The organism is Streptomyces sp. NPDC090045, from assembly GCF_044747975.1.
Classification (GTDB): domain Bacteria; phylum Actinomycetota; class Actinomycetes; order Streptomycetales; family Streptomycetaceae; genus Streptomyces.
The window spans coordinates 56,170-73,852 of sequence record NZ_JBIVFA010000007.1; the positions used below are offsets into that span (position 1 = coordinate 56,170).

The window sequence follows — 17,683 nt, forward strand, 5'->3', positions numbered from 1 at the left end:
TCATGCCACCACGGCCGGATCGCATCCTGCAGCCGTGCACGACAGGCGCACCCCTCAACAGTAGGACGCGGGAGGCTCCCAGGGGCAGCGGTCGGCAGTGGTTGCCCGAATGCGACCCAGCCATCCTCATCAGTACGGTATCCGCCGAACGGGTGAGTTTGGACCGGGCCCCCCACGTCACCCATCCGATGATCCGACAGGTCACCGCCCTGCGACCAGCCTTGTACCAGCCGTTTACCACCGTCCGCCGCGCCTGGCGTGCGCCCGCCCGTACGGCCGCACGCCACGCATCCGTTCGCCTTCGCTACTCCCCCTCGGCGATTCCCCTCACGGGCTTTCCCCGGTACTACCCGGTATTACTCCGCTTCGCCTTCGCCGTCCACCGGGAGCGCGGCCTCCCGCGCCGCGTCCGGGCCCTGCTCCAGCAGCACCGCGAAGCCTGCGTCGTCGAGGATGGACAGCTTCAACTGCACGGCCTTGTCGTACTTGGAGCCCGGGTTGTCGCCGACGACGACGAACGAGGTCTTCTTCGAGACGGAGCCGGTGACCTTGGCGCCGCGGCTCTGCAGGGCCTCCTTCGCGCCGTCGCGCGTGTGGCTCTGCAGCGTGCCGGTGACGACGACCGTGAGCCCCTCCAGCGGCCGCGGTCCCTCCTCCTCGGCGGAACCTTCCTCCTCCATCCGTACCCCGGCTTCCCGCCACTTGCGCAGGATCTCCTGGTGCCAGTCGACGGCGAACCACTCCTTGAGGGAGGCGGCGATGATCGCCCCGACCCCGTCGGTGGCGGTCAGCTCCTCCTCCGTGGCCTGCTCGATGCGCTCGATCGACCGGAACTCGCGGGCGAGGGCCTCCGCGGCGACCGGTCCCACGTGACGGATCGACAGACCGTTGATGACGCGGGCGAGCGGTCGCTCCTTGGCGGCGGCGATGTTCTCCAGCATCGCCAGGGCGTTCTTCTTCGGTTCGCCCTTCTGGTTGGCGAAGACCGTGACGATCTTCTCCTCGCCGGTCTTCGGGTCCCGCTTGGGCAGACCGCTGTCCGGGTCCAGGACGTACGCCTTGATGGGCAGCAGCTGCTCGATGGTCAGGCCGAAGAGGTCGCCCTCGTCGAGCAGGGGCGACTGGGCCGGCTCCAGCGGGGCGGTCAGCGCGGCCGCCGCGACGATGCCGAAGTTCTCGATGTCCAGGGACTGCCGGCCGGCGAGGTAGTAGATCCGTTCGCGCAGCTGGGCGGGGCAGGTCTGACCGTTGGGGCACCGGACGTCGATGTCCCCCTCCTTCATCGGCCGCAGCGCCGTCCCGCACGCGGGGCACTCGGCGGGCATCACGAACTCCCGCTCGCTGCCGTCCCGCAGGTCGACCACCGGTCCGAGGATCTCGGGGATGACGTCGCCCGCCTTGCGCAGGACGACGGTGTCCCCGATGAGCACGCCCTTGGCCTTGACGACCTCCTGGTTGTGCAGGGTGGCGAACTCGACCTCCGAGCCCGCCACCGTCACCGGCTCCACCTGCGCGTACGGGGTCACGCGCCCGGTGCGGCCGACACCGACCTTGATGTCGATCAGCTTGGTGTTGACCTCTTCGGGGGCGTACTTCCAGGCGATCGCCCAGCGCGGGGCGCGCGCGGTGGAGCCGAGCCGGCCCTGCAGCGCGATCTCGTCGAGCTTGACGACCACGCCGTCGATCTCGTGCTCCACCGAGTGCCGGTTCTCGCCGAATTCCGCGATGAACGCACGGACCTCGGCGAGGGAGGCGACCACCTTGTTGTGCCGGGCGGTCGGCAGGCCCCACTCGCGCAGCAGCTCGTACGCCTGCGACTGGCGCTCGATCTCGAAGCCCTCACGGGCGCCGATGCCGTGGACCACCATGTGCAGCGGACGGCTCGCCGTGACCTTCGGGTCCTTCTGGCGCAGCGAACCGGCCGCGGCGTTGCGCGGGTTGGCGAAGGGCTTGCCCTCCGCCTCCACGAGGCGGGCGTTGAGCTCCTCGAACTTCTCCATCGGGAAGTAGACCTCGCCGCGGATCTCGACGAGGGCCGGGATCCGGTCGCCCTTGAGGCGGTCCGGAATGTCGGCGATGGTGCGGACGTTGGGCGTGATGTCCTCACCGGTGCGGCCGTCGCCGCGGGTGGCGGCACGGGTGAGCCGGCCGTGCTCGTAGGTGAGGTTGACGGCGAGGCCGTCCACCTTCAGCTCGCACAGGTAGTGGTAGTCCGAGGTGTTCACGTCCCGGGCCACCCGCTCGGCCCAGGCGGCCAGTTCCTCGTCGTCGAAGGCGTTGTCGAGGGAGAGCATCCGCTCCCGGTGCTCGACGGAGGCGAAGTCCGTCTCGTACGCCCCCGCCACCTTCTGGGTGGGCGAGTCGGGCGTGCGCAGCTCCGGGTACTGCTCCTCCAGTGCCTCCAGCGAGCGCAGCAGCCTGTCGAACTCGGCGTCGCTGACGACCGGCTGGTCGTTCACGTAGTACCGGAAGCGGTGCTCCTCGACCTGCTCGGCGAGCAGCTGGTGCTGCTCGCGCACCGCCGCCGGTACTGCCGTGTCCTGCTGTTCGGCTGCCATGCCGTGTCCTCCCGTGCCCCGTCTCGACCGTCACTCAGGGTTGTCGGCGAGCGACCTCGCCGCCCTGACGCAATGCGCCTGCACCGCGCGGGCGTAGGCGGGCGAGGCGCCCGCCAGACCGCACGAGGGGGTGACCACGACGGACTCCGCCAGAGTCCCCGGGGCCAGCCCCAGCCTGCGCCAAAGCTTCCTGACACCCATGACGCTACCGGCAGGGTCTGACAACGGACCGTCGGTGCCCGGCACCACTCCGGCGAAGAGTTTCACACCGCCTTCGACGGCCTCCCCGATGGCGTCATCCTCGCGCTCGGTGAGCAGCGAGAAATCGAACGACACGCCCGTGGCCCCGGCTCGCCGCAGCAGGCCGAAGGGGACCTCGGGCGCGCAGGAGTGCACGACCACGTCCCCGTCGTGCACGGCGAAGAGGTCGCGCAGCGTGCCCTCGACGACCTGCCGGTCGACGGCGCGGTAGGTGCGGTAACCGCTGGCGGAGCGGACCCGGCCGAGCAGGACGGCCGTCAGGGACGGCTCGTCGAACTGCAGCACGATGTCGGCGCCGGGGATCCGCTTGCGCACGTCGGCCAGGTGGTCGCGCAGCCCCTCGGCCAGCGATCCGGCCAGGTCCCGGCAGGCGCCCGCGTCCTGGAGCATGGCCTCGCCGCCGTGCAGTTCCAGGGCGGCGGCGAGCGTCCACGGCCCGACCGCCTGGATCTTGAGCTTCCCCGTGTACCCCTGGGTGAACTCCTCCAGCGCGTCGAGGTCCTCCCCGAGCCAGGACCGGGCCCGCTTCGAGTCCCGTCCGGGGCGGTCGCTGATGCGCCAGCCGCTGGGCTCGACGTGCGCGTACATGTCGACGAGCAGTCCGAGGGAACGGCCGATCATGTCGGCGCCGGGCCCGCGGGCGGGCAGCTCGGGGAGGTGCGGGAACTCCTCGAAGGAGCCGGTGACGGTCTTGGCGGCCTCGCGGGCGTCGCCGCCGGGCAGCGAGCCGACGCCGGTGGCGCTCGCGGTCACCGGCCCGGCCTGACGCTCAGATCGTTGACCTCGGCGTCGCGCGGCAGGTCGACGGCCATGACGATGGTGGTCGCCACCGACTCGGGGTCGATCCAGGCGGCCGGGTCGTACTCCTTGCCCTCCTGGGAGTGCACCTTGGCCTGCATGGGGCTGGCGGTCCGTCCCGGGTACACGGAGGTGACGCGGATCCCGTTGGCCTTCTCCTCCGCGCGCAGCGAGTCGGCGAGGGCCTTCAGCCCGTGCTTGGAGGCGGCGTACGCGCTCCAGTCGGCGTGGGCGGTCAGGCCGGCGCCGGAGTTCACGAAGACGACGGTGGCCCGGGAGGCGCGCAGGGTGGGCAGCAGCAGCCGGGTGACCTCGGCGGGCGCGATCAGGTTGACGTTGAGCTGCTGGTGCCAGGTCTTGGGGCGCAGCTCCCCCACCGGCCCGAGGTCGACGATCCCGGCGACGTGCAGCAGGGAGTCGATCCGCTCGGGGATCGCCTGCTTGGAGAAGGCCCACGAGAGCCGGTCGGGATCGGCGAGGTCCCCGACGAGCGCGCGCGAGCCGGGGAAGCGCTCGACGAGCTGCTTGCCGCGGGCGGCGTCACGGGCGAGCAGGACGAGGTCGTCGCCGCGGGCGTGCAGGCGGGCCGCGACGGCCGCGCCGATGCCGGATCCGGCACCGGTGATCAAGTGAGTAGCCATACCGCCCATGCTCGCACCCCGCCGGTGCCCGTCAGCCCCCGGTGGCCGAGCGGTACGCCTCCTCGATCGCCGCGCGGGCGGCCGGGCCCTGCCGGGAGGCGGGACCCCGATGGTCCAGGCCGGCCAGGCCGGGGATCCCGTCCTGGCCGGGGCGAATCGGCGTCCAGTGCTGCAGCGCCGCGTCCCGTACGTCGGTCAGCGCGGCGGCGTCGTCCGGTTCGGTCGGGTCGAAGCGGCCGCCGGAGGCCGTGCGGTGCTCGGCCCAGCGGTCCTCCCAGAACTCCACGGTCCAGCCGGGCCAGCGGGCGGCCGCGATGTCGTGGTGGGGCTGGTTGCCGGTGAGCCACCAGCCGACCCGGCGCCGCTCCGTGTCGACGTGCAGGCCCGCCACGGTCGGCTCGTGGTACGCCCCGTGGTCGGTGGTCGCGGCCAGCCAGTCGAGCACGGCGGGGCCGTACATCACCGGGTGGTCGAAGGCGTAGCAGACCAGGTGGCAGCGGTCCGCGCCGTCGAGGGTCACCACGGTGACCTCGGCGCCCTGGTACGGCAGCACGACGCCGTCCGTCTCGGACAAGTCGCTTTCCCACACGCGTTTGTCCCGGTCGGGGTCGTCCGCCGGGTCGAGGCCGGCGTGGGCGCGCAGGTCGGTCCGGCCGCCGTAGGCCCAGCGCACGTCCCAGCCGGGCCAGGCGGCGCGCACGAGGGCGAGGGTGGCCCGGCGGGTGCGCATGTCGACGGAGAGGCCCTCCAGGGCGAAGAACAGCAGGGCCTTGTGTTCGGGGTCCACGAGGACGCCCCCCTGGACGTCGTCGTCGCCCTCGCCGGTCCCGGACAGGGGCTGTCCGTACGCGGAGGCGTGGTCCATCAGCAGCATCATGGTGTCCGGGCCGGCCAGCAGGTCGAGGTCCAGGCCGGCGGCGCCCCAGTCGTCCGTGATGGCGCGGTACCCGTCGGGTCCGCCGAGGACGTAGACGGCGGGGTTCATCGGAGCCCCGCCGCCTCGCGCAGGGCGGCGGCCGTCTTCGTGGCGTCGTATCCGGCGGGGACGCCCTCGACGAGGATGACCTCGCCGGCGATGTGGTCGGTGCGCAGCGGGAGGATGGCCTGGTAGGCGGGCGAGGCGTACCAGGCGCGGGCCTGCTCGATGTCCGGGAAGCCGATCATGACGATGGTCCCGGGGAAGGGGCCCTCCAGGACCTCGACCTCCGCGCCGTGGACGAGGAACCGGCCGCCGAAGGGTGTCATGGTCGACTGGATCTCCTCGATGTAGCGGAGGATGTCCTCGTTCATCGGCTCGGGGCGTATGTGGGCGATGGCGTATGCGGTCATGGTCGGCTCCCCCTGTCGACGGGCCCGCCGGTGCGGGCCGTTGACCCGATCCTGTCAGGGCGCGGCCGCGGCGGCGATTACCTGCGGTGTCATGCCGGTGCGGGCTGGAAGGTGCGCCGGTAGGCGATCGGGGAGACGCCGAGGGCGGTCCGCATGTGCTGGCGCAGGGAGTTCGCGGAGCCGAAGCCGGAACGGTGGGCGACCAGGTCGACCGGCAGGTCGCTGGACTCCAGCAAGTGGCGCGCCACTTCGAGGCGTTGGGCGGTGAGCCACTGCACCGGGGTCATGCCGACCTCGTCGCGGAACCGCCGGGTGAAGGTGCGCAGGCTCATCCGGGCGTGGTCGGCCAACTCGGCGAGGGTGATCGGTTCGGCGAGGCGTTCCAGGGCCCAGGCGCGGGTGGCGGTGGTGGTGGCGACGGTGGGTTCGGGGACGGGCCGGTCGATGTACTGGGCCTGCCCGCCGTCGCGCCAGGGCGGTACGACGCACATCCGGGCGGCCCGGTTGGTGACGGCCGCGCCGTGGTCGCGGCGGATCAGGTGCAGGCACAGGTCGACGCCGGCGGCGACCCCGGCGGAGGTCAGGACGTCGCCGTCGTCGACGAACAGGACGTCCTCGTCGACGAGGACCCGGGGGTAGGCCCGGCGGAACTCTGGGGCGAGGTTCCAGTGCGTGGTCGCCGGGCGGCCGTCGAGCAGTCCGGCGGCGGCGAGCACGTAGGAGCCGGTGCAGATCGAGACCAGGCGGGCGCCGGGGCGGATGCCGGCGATGGCCGCGGCCACCTCGGGCGGCAGCGGGCCGCCCCGGGCCAGCTCGGGCATGGCGTGCGTGGGCGGGAGGATGACGGTGTCGGCGGCGGCGAGGGCCTCGGGGCCGGCGGCGGGCTGGACGGTGAACCCGGCGTCGCTGAGCACGGGGCGGCCGTCGGCGGTGCAGACGACCACCTCGTACAGGGCCTCGCCGGTCTCGTCCACCGCGCTGCCGAAGACCCGCGAGGGGATCCCCAGCTCGAAGGGGGGAACGCCCGGCAGGGCGAGCACGGCGATGCGATGGCGGTCCCGCGGGCCGCTCTCCTCCGCCGCCGTCCCGGTTCGTGTCGTCCGCACCTCGCTCATGGCCAGATCCTGTCACATAGTGGCCATTCGGCCAACACCATCGGGCGCCGCGATGCCCGACTGTGGGACGTGTCGCCGGGGATCCACCCGGTACGGCATGGATTCGGATGGAATGAGGCGGAACAGCATGCGCGCGATCGTCGTGAACGGATGGGGCGGCCCCGAGAACCTGGTCGAGCGGGAGATCGAGCGGCCGGAGCCCGGCCGGAACGAGATCCTCGTACGGGTCCACGCGGCCGGAGTGAACCCGGCCGACTGGAAGACCCGCGCCAGCGGGGGCCTGATCACCTGGGGCGAGGTCCCGATCGTCGGCTGGGACGTCTCCGGCACCGTCGAGGCGGTCGGCCCCGGCGTGACCCTCTACGGCCCGGGCGACGAGGTGTACGGGATGCCGAGCTTCCCGCGGCAGGCGGGCGGCTACGCCGAGTACGTGGCGGGCCCGGCCCGGCACTTCGCCCGCAAGCCGGCCTCCCTCGACCACGTGCAGGCGGCCGCACTGCCGCTGGCGGCGCTGACCGCCTGGCAGGCGCTGGTGGACACGGCCGGGATCACGGCCGGGCAGCGGGTGCTGGTGCACGCGGCGGCGGGCGGGGTCGGGCACCTGGCCGTGCAGATCGCCAAGGCCCGGGGCGCGTACGTGATCGGCACCGCGAGCGGCGCCAAGCACGAGCTGCTGCGCGAGCTGGGTGCCGACGAGGTGATCGACTACCGCACGACTGACTTCGAGGACGCCGTCACGGACGTGGACGTCGTGATCGACACCATCGGCGGGGACTACGGGCAGCGCTCGCTGAAGGTGCTGAAGCCGGGCGGCCACCTGGTGACCCTGCCGGGCCCGGACGGCCTGCCCGCCGACGCGGAGGGCGTGCACGCCTCCTGGGTCCTCGTGGAGCCCGACCTGCAGGGCCTGCGGGAGATCGCGGCCCTGGTCGAGCAGGGCCTGCTGAAGCCGGTGATCGACACGGTGCTCCCGCTGGAGCAGGCCGCGAAGGCCCACGAGATCGGCGAACTGGGCCGTACCACCGGCAAGATCGTCCTGACGGTGGCGTGAGCCGCGGGAGCTAGACGGAGGCGGTCGTGGCCCGGGTGGTCGTGGCGATGGTGGCGGAGCCGACCACGCGGGTGCCGTCGTAGAGCACGATCGCCTGGCCGGGGGCCACGCCGCGGACCGGCTCGGTGAAGGAGACGCGCAGCTCGCCGTCCACCATCTCGGCGAAGACCTCGGTCTCGCCGCCGTGGGCGCGCAGCTGGGCGGTGTACGTGCCCGGGGCCGCGGCCGTGGAGCCGCACCAGCGGGGGCGGATCGCCGTGAGGGCGGTGACGTCGAGGGCCTCGACTGGGCCGACGGTGACGGTGTTGTTCACCGGGGAGATGTCGAGGACGTAGCGCGGCTTGCCGTCGGGGGCGGGGTGGCCGATGCGCAGGCCCTTGCGCTGGCCGATGGTGAAGCCGAAGGCGCCCTCGTGGGTGCCGACCTTCTCGCCGGTGGCCTCGTCGACGATGTCGCCCTCGGCCTTGCCGAGGCGGTCCGCGAGGAAGCCCTGGGTGTCGCCGTCGGCGATGAAGCAGATGTCGTGGCTGTCGGGCTTCTTCGCGACGGCCAGGCCGCGCTGCTCGGCCTCGGCACGGATCTCTTCCTTGGTGGTGAGGGTGTCGCCGAGCGGGAAGAGCGCGTGGGCGAGCTGCCTCTCGTCGAGGACGCCGAGGACGTACGACTGGTCCTTGGCCATGTCGGAGGCGCGGTGCAGCTCGCGGGAGCCGTCCTCGTTCAGCACGACGGTGGCGTAGTGGCCGGTGCAGACGGCGTCGAAGCCGAGGGCGAGGGCCTTGTCGAGCAGCGCCGCGAACTTGATCTTCTCGTTGCAGCGCAGGCAGGGGTTCGGGGTGCGCCCGGCCTCGTACTCGGAGATGAAGTCCTCGACGACGTCCTCACGGAAGCGCTCGGCCAGGTCCCAGACGTAGAACGGGATGCCGATGACGTCGGCGGCGCGGCGTGCGTCGCGGGAGTCCTCGATGGTGCAGCAGCCGCGGGCGCCGGTCCGGAAGGACTGCGGGTTCGCGGAGAGCGCGAGGTGGACACCGGTCACGTCGTGCCCGGCTTCGACCGCGCGGGCGGCGGCGACGGCGGAGTCCACTCCGCCGGACATGGCGGCCAGGACGCGAAGGGGGCGGGCGGTGCGCGGCAGGTTCTCAGTCATAGCACCGTCCAGAGTACGGGGGAACCGGGCGGGGTCACAGCGCGTTATCGCCTACGGGGGGTGGATCACATGACCGAGCTCGGGAACAAAAGATCGAAACCGCGGAACCGGACCCGCAGGGCGGTGCTGTTCGGCGGGCTCGGGGTGGTCGCGGCCGCGGCCGTCGCGGGCCGGGACGAGATCGGCCGGGCCTGGTGGCTGCTGCCGGGGGTGGCCAAGCCGCGCAAGGAGGGCGAGCTCGACCACGTGGGCGCGAGCTGGACATCGGCCTCGCCGGCGAACTGGCGGATGGCGGACCGGCCCGACGACTACCGGGTGGACCGGATCGTCGTGCATGTCACACAGGGCAGCTTCGAGGGCTCGGTGAGGGCCTTCCAGAACCCGTTCCACAGGGCCTCGGCGCACTACATGGTGCGCGGCGACGGTCACGTGGAGCAGCTGGTGCGCGAGATGGACGTGGCCTTCCACGCGGCGAACCGCTCGATGAACGAGCGCAGCATCGGCATCGAGCACGTCGGCTTCGTGGACCGCCCGCAGGACTTCACGGACGCGATGTACGCGGCCTCGGCCCGGCTGGCGGCCGACATCTGCCGCCGGTACGACATACCGGCGGACCGCGCCCACCTCGTCGGGCACTCCGAGGTCCCGGGCGCCGACCACACGGATCCGGGCCCCCACTGGGACTGGAACCGCTACATACGCCTCGTCCGGGAAGCCCTGGCGGCGGGCCCCGCTAGCTGAGGCCGGCCGTGCGGGCGCGTTCCACCGCCGGGCCGATGGCCGCGGCCACGGCGGCGACGTCCTCCTTGGTGGAGGTGTGGCCGAGGGAGAAGCGCAGGGTGCCGCGGGCCAGCTGCGGATCGGTGCCGGTGGCCAGCAGGACGTGGCTCGGCTGGGCCACGCCGGCGGTGCAGGCGGAGCCGGTGGAGCATTCGATGCCCTGGGCGTCGAGCAGGAGCAGCAGCGAGTCGCCCTCGCAGCCGGGGAAGCTGAAGTGGGCGTTGGCCGGAAGCCGCCCGTCGGGGTCTCCCCCGAGCACGGCGTCGGGCACGGCCGCGCGGACGGCGGCGACCAGCTCGTCGCGCAGGGCGCCGATCTCGGTGGCGAACCGCTCCCGCCGCTCGGCGGCGAGGACCGCGGCCACCGCGAAGGCGGCGATGGCCGGCACGTCGAGGGTGCCGGAACGGACGTGCCGCTCCTGGCCGCCGCCGTGCAGGACGGGTACGGGGGTCTGGTCGCGGCCGAGGAGCAGGGCGCCGATGCCGTAGGGTCCGCCGACCTTGTGGCCGCTGACGGTCATGGCGGCGAGGCCGCTGTCGGCGAACCGGACGTCGAGCTGGCCGAAGGCCTGGACGGCGTCGGAGTGCAGCGGGATCCCGTGCTCGCTCGCGACGGCGGCCAGTTCGCGGACCGGCATGACGGTGCCGATCTCGTTGTTGGCCCACATCACGGTGGCCAGGGCCACGTCGTCGGGGTTGCGCTCGACGGCCTCGCGGAAGGCCTCGGGGTGCACGCGGCCGTAGCGGTCCACGGGCAGGTACTCGACGCGGGCGCCCTCGTGCTCGGCGAGCCAGTGGACGGCGTCGAGTACGGCGTGGTGCTCGACGGGGCTGGCCAGGATCCGGGTCCTGGCCGGGTCGGCGTCGCGCCGGGCCCAGTAGAGACCCTTCACGGCGAGGTTGTCGGCCTCCGTGCCGCCGGCGGTGAAGACCACCTCGCTGGGGCGGGCGCCGACCGCTTCGGCGAGGGCCTCGCGGGCCTCCTCGACGGTACGGCGGGCCCGTCGGCCGGCGGCGTGCAGGGAGGACGCGTTACCCGTGGCGGCGAACTGCGCGGTCATCGCCGCAGCGGCCTCCGGCAGCATCGGGGTGGTGGCGGCGTGGTCGAGGTAGGCCATGATCCCCCGATTCTACGAGCTGCGCGGGCGCCGGCTGCCGCCGAGGCCCTACAGGGTCCGCCACGAGCAGCGAACCCCCGGGGTAGGGATCGCCCGAGAGGATCCGCTGCTGGAGCCGCTTCATTTCCGGCATGGGTTCCATGCCCAGCTCCGCCACGAGCTTGTTGCGCAGCCCCCGGTACAGGTCCAGAGCGTCCCTCCTGCGTCCGCTCAGGTACAGGGCGGCCATGAGCTGGGCGTGCAGCCGCTCCCGCAGGGGATGGTCCTGCACGAGCGGCCCGAGGTCCGCGATGAGCTCGGCGTGACGCCCGAGTTTCAGCAGCAGTTCGAACCGCTCCTCCTGGGCGCTCATGCGTATCTCCTCCAGCCGCGCGGCCTCCGCCTCGGCACACGGCCCGCTGGCCCCGCCCAGAGCGGATCCCCGCCACAGCGCGAGGGCCCGGCCGTACGCGGCCGCCGCCGCTTCGGTCCGGCCTTCCGCCGCGGCCCGCCGGCCTTCGGCGACGGCCTGGGTGAACGTGTCCAGATCGAGCTGGCCCTGCTCGACCCTGATCAGATATCCGGAGGGCCGCGTCGTGATCGGGTTCCGGCTCATCGAGCCCAGCGACCGGCGCAGTTCGCAGACGAGCGTGCGCACCCGGGTCTCCGGCGAGACGGGCAGTGGTCTGCCCCACACGGCGTCCATGAGGCGGGCGTTGGTGACGGTGCGGTTGGCCTGGAGCAGCAAGGCGGCCAGAAGGGATCTCTGCTTGCCGCTCAGGGACACCCATTCCGAGCCCGCGCGTACCTCCACCACGCCCAGCACCCGGAACTCGATGTCTGTGCTCATGTCGACATCCTCTCGTCTCGCCCGTTTGGCAAGCGCCGGCGTACATCCGCGACGGCACGAACCGGCCACTGCCCTCCCTGGCTCAGGAGAGTGCGAGGTTCGCAAGACGTTCTGGCCACCGACCAGCCACGGCCTTGCCAACGCCTTGCCAAAGCCCCTTGCTCCTCGTCCTGGTGGACCGGATCATGAGCGGATGACGCTGGACGGGATGCGGTTCCGGATTCTCGGGGGGCTCGAATGGCACCTTGACGGCGTTTCGCTGCAGATCGGACGGCGGCGGGAGCGGATCCTGCTCGGTCTGCTGCTCCTGGACATCGGCCGGACCGTTCCGGCCGGCCGGCTGGTCGAGCTGCTCTGGGCGGACGGCAGCGCGCCGTCAAGCGCCCGCTCCAGCATGCAGGTTCACGTCTCGCGGCTGCGCAGCCGTCTCCTGGAGGCGGGGGCCCATCAGCACGGTTTCGTGCTGTCCATGGCGGACGGCGGATACGCGCTGTCCGGCGAGGAGATGGCCGTCGACGTGCACCGCTTCCGCTGTTCCTTGCAGGAGGCCGAGCAGACCGACGATCCCGCACGGCGTCTGCGGCATCTTGCCCGGGCCTTCGCGGAGTGGGGCGGTCCGGTGCTGGCCGGCACCGCACCGGAGCCGCTGGTGCGCCGCCTCGGCGCCGCGTACGACGAACTGCACCTGTCGGCGATCACTCAGCGCGCCGAGGCGCGGCTCGCGCTGGGCCAGTGGAGCACCATGCTCGAGGAGCTGGCGCGGGCGGCCGCGGAACATCCGCATCATGAGCGGCTGACCGCGCTGCGCATGGTCGCCCTCTACCGTTCGGACCGCCGTGGCGAGGCGCTGCGCGTGTACGACGAGACGAGGACGGGGCTGGTCCGCGAGCTGGGGCTCGATCCCGGCGAAGAGCTCCGGCGGCTCCATCGTGTTCTTCCGGCCCACCGCCCTGCACGAGGTGCGGCCCGTGATCTGTCCCACCCGCGCCTACGAGGACAGTCGTTTCGCCATCAACGGCTGGATGTGCCGGGCGAGCGGGTCCTGAACCCGCTCGCCCGGCTGTGCGCGGTGTACCGCGTCAGCCGCGGAGGGCGCGGGCCAGCTGGCGGGACTGGGCGACCAGGTGGTCGGTCGAGTCCCAGACCTCGGCGTCCTCCTCCAGGAAGCCGCCGGCCAGGTTGCGGGTGGTGATGGAGACCCGGAGCGGTCCGGGGGCCGGGCGGCGGCGGACGTGGGTGGTGAGCTCCACCGTCGGGGTCCAGGCCACCAGGCCGAGGTCGAAGGCAGTCGGCGGCAGCGCGTCCACCGCGAGGAGCATGGACAGCGGGTCGGCGTCGCGGCCGTCGGCCAGCTCGAACCAGGCCCGCATCTCGCCCTTGCCCGACGGCGCGCCGACGGCCCATCCCGCGGTCGCCGGGTCCAGGCGGAGCCGGAGCCGGTCCACGATGGCGGAGCTGCCGGGGATCGGGGCCGGGCCGGCCTCGGGGCCGATGCAGTCCTCGTAGGCGGGCATGACGGGCGGCGCGGCGACCGTGCGCACGTCGTCCGGCAGGGCCGCGAGGTCGCCGTAGGAGGCGAGGACGCGGATGCGCTCGACCTCGGCGCCGCTCTCGTCGTACTGGAAGAGCGAGGCCTGGCCGGTGGAGAGGGTGCGGCCGACCCGTACCACCTGCGTGCGGATCACGGCGGGGCCGGGCACGGAGGAGGTCAGGTAGTGCGCGGAGACGGTGAAGGGGTCCGGGTGCGGGAGGGCCGCGGAGAGGGCCCGGCCGACCAGGGCCAGCAGGTAGCCGCCGTTCACGGCGGCGATGATCGTCCACCCGGCGGAGAGTTCCGCGTCGTACACCCCGGGCTCGCCCGCGCGTGCGGTGATGCTGGTGTCGCGGTCGAACTCACTGTCGCCGATGGATGCCTTGGCAGCTGCGTGTGACATGTAAACGACGGTACACCGGGTTGCTACTAAGCGGTAGCTTTCTTCTGTTACGGCTCTTCGGCCACCGAAGAGCGCCGGTTCCAGGCCAGCGGGGCCCGCCAGTGGTAGCGCATGGCGAGGATCCGCAGGACGAACGTGGTGACGATCGCCAGGCCGGTCGTGACGGCGTTGAGGGAGTCCAGGGCGATGAAGACGGCGACCATCGCGGCCCCGACGGTGGCGGGCACGGCGTACATCTCGCGGTCGCGCAGCAGCGAGGGCACCTCGTTGACGAGGACGTCGCGCAGTACGCCGCCCCCGACGGCCGTGGCGAGACCGAGCGCGGCGGACGCGGTGAGGCCGAGGCCGTACTCGTAGGCCTTGGTCGTGCCCGTCACGCAGAACAGCGCGAGGCCGGCGGCGTCGAAGACGTTGATGGCCCGGTTGATCCGCTGGACCTCGGGGTGCAGGAAGAAGACGAGCGCGGCGGCGATCAGCGGCGTGACGAAGAAGCTGAGCTCGCCGAAGGCGGCCGGCGGGACGGCGCCGATGACGAGGTCGCGGAAGAGGCCGCCGCCGAGGGCCGTGACCAGGGCGAGGACGGCGATGCCGAAGACGTCGAAGTTCTTGCGGACGGCGAGCAGGGCGCCGGCGGTGGCGAAGACGAAGATGCCGGCGAGGTCCAGCGCATGCTGGACCCCGGGCGGGAAGAGATCGTGGAGCACGGGCTCATTGTCGCCCCTTGGCTCCCACCGGGGTGACGGGTGGGGTCTGCGCGGCTCAAGGACCTGGGGCTCCGCCCCAGACCCCGCGCCTCAAACGCCGGCGGGGCTGGATGGTCCAGCCCCGCCGGTTTGCTACTCCGTCGCCTTCGTCACCGCGTCCGCCGCGCCCGGCAGGGGCTTGTCGCCCGGGGCCTGGTCGGGGGCGTTCTCCGGGTGGTGGCAGGCCACCTGGTGGCCCGTCTTCAGGGTCAGCAGCGGCGGTTGCTGCGTCGTGCAGATCTGCGTGGCCTTCCAGCACCGCGTGTGGAAGCGGCAGCCGCTCGGCGGCGAGATCGGCGAGGGCACGTCGCCCTTGAGCAGGATGCGCCCGCTCTTCGCGCCCCGCCGGCGCGGGTCCGGCACCGGTACGGCCGACAGCAGCGCCTTGGTGTACGGGTGCATCGGGTTCTCGTAGAGCGCGGTCCGGTCGGCCAGTTCGACGAGCTTGCCGAGGTACATCACGGCGATGCGGTCGGACACGTGCCGGATGACCGACAGGTCGTGCGCGATGATCACGTACGTGAGGCCGAGCTCCTCCTGGAGGTCGTCCAGCAGGTTGACCACCTGGGCCTGGATCGACACGTCCAGCGCCGAGACCGGCTCGTCCGCGACGACCAGCTTCGGGTTCAGGGCCAGGGCGCGGGCGATGCCGATGCGCTGGCGCTGGCCGCCGGAGAACTCGTGCGGGTAGCGGTTGTAGTGCTCCGGGTTGAGGCCCACCAGCGCCAGCAGCCGCTGGACCTCCGCCTTGAGCCCGCCCTCCGGCTGCACGCCCTGGAGCTTGAAGGGGGTGCTGACGATCGTGCCGACCGTGTGCCGCGGGTTCAGCGAGCCGTACGGGTCCTGGAAGATCATCTGGATGTCCCGGCGCAGCGGCCGCATGGCCGAGGCCCCGAGGTGGGTGATGTCCCGGCCCTCGAACTCGATGCTCCCGCCCGTGGGTTCCAGCAGCCGGGTGATCAGCCGGCCCATCGTGGACTTGCCGCAACCGGACTCGCCCACGACCCCGAGGGTCTCACCGCGCCGCACCTCGAAGTCGAGGCCGTCGACGGCCTGGACCGCACCGGACTGGCGGCGCAGCAGTCCCTTGTGGATCGGGAAGTGCTTGGTGAGCCCGGACACCTTGAGCAGCGGCCCCTCCTGCTCCGCCCGCTGCGCGGGGACACCGGGGGCGTCCTTCTTCTTCATGTCCTCGGTCACAGCTTCGGCGCAATCTCTTCGGTCCAGATCCGGGTCCGCTGCTCCGTCGACATGTGGCAGGCGGACCAGTGCTTGTTCCCGTCCTCCGTCAGCTCGGGCCGCAGGGTGCGGGTGATCCCGTCGTCGGGCACGTCGGCGTACGGGCAGCGCGGATTGAAGGCACAGCCGCTCGGGATGTTGATCAGGCTGGGCGGCGAGCCCTTGACCGGGATGAGCCGCTCGGTCTGGTCGCGGTCGATGCGGGGCATCGAGCCGAGCAGGCCCCAGGTGTACGGGTGCCGGGGCTCGTAGAAGACCTTCTCGGCGGAACCGCGCTCCACGCACCGGCCGCCGTACATCACGAGGATGTCGTCGGCCATCTCGGCCACCACGCCGAGGTCGTGCGTGATCATGATGACCGCGGAGCCGAACTCCTTCTGCAGGTCCCGGATGAGGTCGAGGATCTGCGCCTGGACGGTGACGTCGAGGGCGGTCGTCGGCTCGTCCGCGATGAGCAGCTCGGGGTTGTTCACCAGCGACATCGCGATCATGGCGCGCTGGCGCATGCCGCCCGAGAACTCGTGCGGGTAGTTGTCCACCCGCTTGTGGGGCTCGGGGATGCCGACGCGGTCCAGCATCTCGACCGCCCGGGCGCGGGCGGTCTTCTTGCTCACCTGGTGGTGGACCCGGTAGGCCTCCACGATCTGGGAGCCGATGGTGTAGTAGGGGTGCAGCGCGCTGAGCGGATCCTGGAAGATCATCGCCATCTCCCGGCCGCGCAGCCGGCGCACCTCCTCCGGGTCGGCGGAGAGCAGCTCCTTGCCGTTGAGCCAGATCTCGCCGGAGAGGGAGGCGCTGGAGCGGCCGCCCTTGCCGACGCGGTGCAGGCCCATGAGGGCCAGGGAGGTGACGGACTTGCCGGAGCCCGACTCGCCCACGATGCCGAGGGTCTTGCCCTTCTCCAGCTGGAAGGAGAGACCGTCGACCGACTTCACCAGGCCGTCGTCCGTGGGGAAGTGGACCCGCAGGTCGCGGACGTCGAGGAAGGGTCCGGGCGACGCGTCGGGGGCCGCCGCAGTGCCGGTGGTCGTTCCGGTGCCGGTTCCGGTGCCGGTTTCGGTGCCCTGACCGGCACCGCTGACGGGCTTCGTCGGGTCGGTCACGACAGCCTCACCCTCGGGTCGATGATGGCGTAGACGAGGTCGACCACCAGGTTGCAGAACACGATGAAGAACGCGGCGAACAGCGTCACGCCGAGGATCTTCGGGAGGTCGTTGACCGCGATCGCCTGATAGGCGTACTCGCCGACCCCGTGGTACGAGAAGACGGTCTCGGTGACGATGGCGCCGCCGAGGAGGAGACCGAAGTCCATGCCGAAGATGGTGATGATCGGCGTCAGCGCGGACCGCAGTCCGTGCCGGGTCACCACCACGCGCTCCCGCAGGCCCTTGGCGCGGGCCGTACGGATGTAGTCCTCGCTCATCGTCTCCAGCATTCCCGCCCGGGTGAGGCGGGCGTAGAGCGCCGAGTAGAGGAAGGCGAGGGTGCACCAGGGCAGGACGAGCGCCTGGAACCAGCCGGCCGGGTCGTCGGAGAAGTCGACGTACACGTTGGTGAAGATCGGCCAGTTGAAGACGAACAGCGCCAGCGACAGGACGCCGGTGAAGAACATGGGCAGCGAGACGCCGGCCAGCGCCACGCCCATGGCCACGCGGTCGAAGAGCGAGCCCGGCCGCAGGGCGGAGATGACGCCGGTGGTCACGCCGGTGACCAGCCAGACGACGGCCGCGCCGAAGGCCAGGGAGGCCGTGATCGGCAGGCGCTCCACCATCTGGGGCCAGACCTCGACGTGGTCCTTGAAGGAGTAGCCGAGGCAGGGCGCGTGGCACTGCGAGGGCTGCGGGCCGAAGTTGAACTCGCGGCCGACGAATATCCCCTTGAGGAACTCCCAGAACTGCTGGTGCAGGGGCTGGTCGAGGCCGAGGTTCTTCTTGACCGCGGCGATCGACTCCGGTGAGGGGTTCTTGCCGATGTACTGGGTGGCGAGCGAGTCGACGGTGCCGCCGGCCAGCCTGGGCAGCAGGAAGAAAATCGCAAAGGTGATCGCGCTGACGACGAGCAGCAGGGCCACCGCGGCGATCATCCGCCGGACGATGTACACAAACACGAGGGTCGGCTTCGGCGTCCGCCGGCCCGTACGG

17 protein-coding genes are annotated in these 17,683 nt (G+C 72.0%); 3 read left to right on the top strand and 14 right to left on the bottom strand.

From position 1 onward, the window contains the following. Positions 1 to 356 precede the first annotated feature (356 nt). The 6 genes from ligA to ACIPYQ_RS19995 all read right to left on the bottom strand — a co-directional run bounded on the left by ligA (position 357) and on the right by ACIPYQ_RS19995 (position 6,702). On the bottom strand, positions 357 to 2,558 hold the full coding sequence (gene ligA, locus ACIPYQ_RS19970) for an NAD-dependent DNA ligase LigA (RefSeq protein WP_401252826.1): 2,202 nt from the start codon (positions 2,556 to 2,558) through the stop codon (positions 357 to 359). 30 nt (positions 2,559 to 2,588) lie between these two features. After that, positions 2,589 to 3,572 (bottom strand): methionine synthase, encoded by a 984-nt coding sequence (locus ACIPYQ_RS19975; RefSeq protein ID WP_401252829.1) that lies wholly within the window; start codon positions 3,570 to 3,572, stop codon positions 2,589 to 2,591. Continuing rightward, positions 3,569 to 4,258, bottom strand: a complete 690-nt coding sequence (locus tag ACIPYQ_RS19980; RefSeq protein ID WP_401252832.1) for an SDR family oxidoreductase — start codon at positions 4,256 to 4,258, stop codon at positions 3,569 to 3,571. Before ACIPYQ_RS19980 ends, ACIPYQ_RS19975 begins: the two co-directional genes overlap by 4 nt. A gap of 31 nt (positions 4,259 to 4,289) precedes the next feature. Further along, complete coding sequence (locus ACIPYQ_RS19985; protein ID WP_401252835.1) at positions 4,290 to 5,243, bottom strand: hypothetical protein; 954 nt, start codon at positions 5,241 to 5,243, stop codon at positions 4,290 to 4,292. After that, a complete protein-coding gene (locus tag ACIPYQ_RS19990; protein ID WP_401252838.1) occupies positions 5,240 to 5,587 on the bottom strand; it encodes a DUF1330 domain-containing protein in 348 nt (115 codons plus the stop codon). Before ACIPYQ_RS19990 ends, ACIPYQ_RS19985 begins: the two co-directional genes overlap by 4 nt. Positions 5,588 to 5,676: 89 nt before the next feature. Continuing rightward, positions 5,677 to 6,702 (bottom strand): GlxA family transcriptional regulator, encoded by a 1,026-nt coding sequence (locus tag ACIPYQ_RS19995; RefSeq protein WP_401252840.1) that lies wholly within the window; start codon positions 6,700 to 6,702, stop codon positions 5,677 to 5,679. 127 nt (positions 6,703 to 6,829) lie between these two features. On the opposite strand from ACIPYQ_RS19995, the gene ACIPYQ_RS20000 reads away from it, so the two are divergent. Further along, entirely contained in the window at positions 6,830 to 7,753 is a 924-nt protein-coding gene (locus ACIPYQ_RS20000) for an NADP-dependent oxidoreductase (RefSeq protein WP_401252843.1), read from the top strand. 10 nt (positions 7,754 to 7,763) lie between these two features. Here ACIPYQ_RS20000 and mnmA read toward each other — a convergent pair whose 3' ends face one another. Next, the gene (gene mnmA, locus ACIPYQ_RS20005) at positions 7,764 to 8,900 is read right to left on the bottom strand and encodes a tRNA 2-thiouridine(34) synthase MnmA (RefSeq protein WP_401252846.1); all 1,137 of its coding nucleotides are present in this window, start codon (positions 8,898 to 8,900) and stop codon (positions 7,764 to 7,766) included. A gap of 69 nt (positions 8,901 to 8,969) precedes the next feature. On the opposite strand from mnmA, the gene ACIPYQ_RS20010 reads away from it, so the two are divergent. Beyond that, a complete protein-coding gene (locus ACIPYQ_RS20010; protein WP_401252848.1) occupies positions 8,970 to 9,641 on the top strand; it encodes an N-acetylmuramoyl-L-alanine amidase in 672 nt (223 codons plus the stop codon). Here ACIPYQ_RS20010 and ACIPYQ_RS20015 read toward each other — a convergent pair. Then, positions 9,634 to 10,797 carry a cysteine desulfurase family protein gene (locus ACIPYQ_RS20015; protein WP_401252851.1) on the bottom strand — a complete coding sequence of 388 codons (1,164 nt, stop codon included), beginning with the start codon at positions 10,795 to 10,797 and terminating at the stop codon, positions 9,634 to 9,636. The two genes, ACIPYQ_RS20010 and ACIPYQ_RS20015, sit on opposite strands and share 8 nt — an antisense overlap. Further along, positions 10,712 to 11,626, bottom strand: coding sequence for a BTAD domain-containing putative transcriptional regulator (locus tag ACIPYQ_RS20020; RefSeq protein ID WP_401252854.1), 915 nt, complete (start codon positions 11,624 to 11,626; stop codon positions 10,712 to 10,714). Before ACIPYQ_RS20020 ends, ACIPYQ_RS20015 begins: the two co-directional genes overlap by 86 nt. A 193-nt stretch (positions 11,627 to 11,819) precedes the next feature. Between ACIPYQ_RS20020 and ACIPYQ_RS20025 the strand changes: the two genes are divergently transcribed. Next, the gene (locus ACIPYQ_RS20025) at positions 11,820 to 12,818 is read left to right on the top strand and encodes a BTAD domain-containing putative transcriptional regulator (protein WP_401252856.1); all 999 of its coding nucleotides are present in this window, start codon (positions 11,820 to 11,822) and stop codon (positions 12,816 to 12,818) included. On the opposite strand, the gene ACIPYQ_RS20030 is transcribed toward ACIPYQ_RS20025, so the two are convergent. The 5 genes from ACIPYQ_RS20030 to ACIPYQ_RS20050 all read right to left on the bottom strand — a co-directional run bounded on the left by ACIPYQ_RS20030 (position 12,706) and on the right by ACIPYQ_RS20050 (position 17,649). After that, positions 12,706 to 13,560 carry a thioesterase family protein gene (locus ACIPYQ_RS20030; protein WP_401252859.1) on the bottom strand — a complete coding sequence of 285 codons (855 nt, stop codon included), beginning with the start codon at positions 13,558 to 13,560 and terminating at the stop codon, positions 12,706 to 12,708. The two genes, ACIPYQ_RS20025 and ACIPYQ_RS20030, sit on opposite strands and share 113 nt — an antisense overlap. 47 nt (positions 13,561 to 13,607) lie before the next feature. Beyond that, positions 13,608 to 14,264, bottom strand: coding sequence for a trimeric intracellular cation channel family protein (locus ACIPYQ_RS20035; protein WP_327416555.1), 657 nt, complete (start codon positions 14,262 to 14,264; stop codon positions 13,608 to 13,610). A 132-nt stretch (positions 14,265 to 14,396) separates the two neighbouring features. Further along, complete coding sequence (locus ACIPYQ_RS20040) at positions 14,397 to 15,491, bottom strand: ABC transporter ATP-binding protein (RefSeq protein WP_401253399.1); 1,095 nt, start codon at positions 15,489 to 15,491, stop codon at positions 14,397 to 14,399. An 8-nt stretch (positions 15,492 to 15,499) separates the two neighbouring features. Further along, complete coding sequence (locus ACIPYQ_RS20045; RefSeq protein ID WP_401253402.1) at positions 15,500 to 16,510, bottom strand: ABC transporter ATP-binding protein; 1,011 nt, start codon at positions 16,508 to 16,510, stop codon at positions 15,500 to 15,502. Positions 16,511 to 16,641: 131 nt separating this feature from the next. Continuing rightward, positions 16,642 to 17,649, bottom strand: a complete 1,008-nt coding sequence (locus ACIPYQ_RS20050) for an ABC transporter permease (RefSeq protein WP_361765137.1) — start codon at positions 17,647 to 17,649, stop codon at positions 16,642 to 16,644. Positions 17,650 to 17,683: the final 34 nt, after the last annotated feature.

Coding starts and splice junctions, on each gene's coding strand:
- ACIPYQ_RS20020 (WP_401252854.1), bottom strand. CDS start 11,626: ATGAGCACAGACATCGAGTTCCGGGTGCTGGGCGTGGTGGAGGTACGC.
- ACIPYQ_RS20000 (WP_401252843.1), top strand. CDS start 6,830: ATGCGCGCGATCGTCGTGAACGGATGGGGCGGCCCCGAGAACCTGGTC.
- ACIPYQ_RS20030 (WP_401252859.1), bottom strand. CDS start 13,560: ATGTCACACGCAGCTGCCAAGGCATCCATCGGCGACAGTGAGTTCGAC.
- ACIPYQ_RS20040 (WP_401253399.1), bottom strand. CDS start 15,491: ATGAAGAAGAAGGACGCCCCCGGTGTCCCCGCGCAGCGGGCGGAGCAG.
- ligA (WP_401252826.1), bottom strand. CDS start 2,558: ATGGCAGCCGAACAGCAGGACACGGCAGTACCGGCGGCGGTGCGCGAG.
- ACIPYQ_RS20015 (WP_401252851.1), bottom strand. CDS start 10,797: ATGGCCTACCTCGACCACGCCGCCACCACCCCGATGCTGCCGGAGGCC.
- ACIPYQ_RS19985 (WP_401252835.1), bottom strand. CDS start 5,243: ATGAACCCCGCCGTCTACGTCCTCGGCGGACCCGACGGGTACCGCGCC.
- ACIPYQ_RS19980 (WP_401252832.1), bottom strand. CDS start 4,258: ATGGCTACTCACTTGATCACCGGTGCCGGATCCGGCATCGGCGCGGCC.
- ACIPYQ_RS20010 (WP_401252848.1), top strand. CDS start 8,970: ATGACCGAGCTCGGGAACAAAAGATCGAAACCGCGGAACCGGACCCGC.
- ACIPYQ_RS19995 (WP_401252840.1), bottom strand. CDS start 6,702: ATGAGCGAGGTGCGGACGACACGAACCGGGACGGCGGCGGAGGAGAGC.
- mnmA (WP_401252846.1), bottom strand. CDS start 8,900: ATGACTGAGAACCTGCCGCGCACCGCCCGCCCCCTTCGCGTCCTGGCC.
- ACIPYQ_RS19990 (WP_401252838.1), bottom strand. CDS start 5,587: ATGACCGCATACGCCATCGCCCACATACGCCCCGAGCCGATGAACGAG.
- ACIPYQ_RS20025 (WP_401252856.1), top strand. CDS start 11,820: ATGACGCTGGACGGGATGCGGTTCCGGATTCTCGGGGGGCTCGAATGG.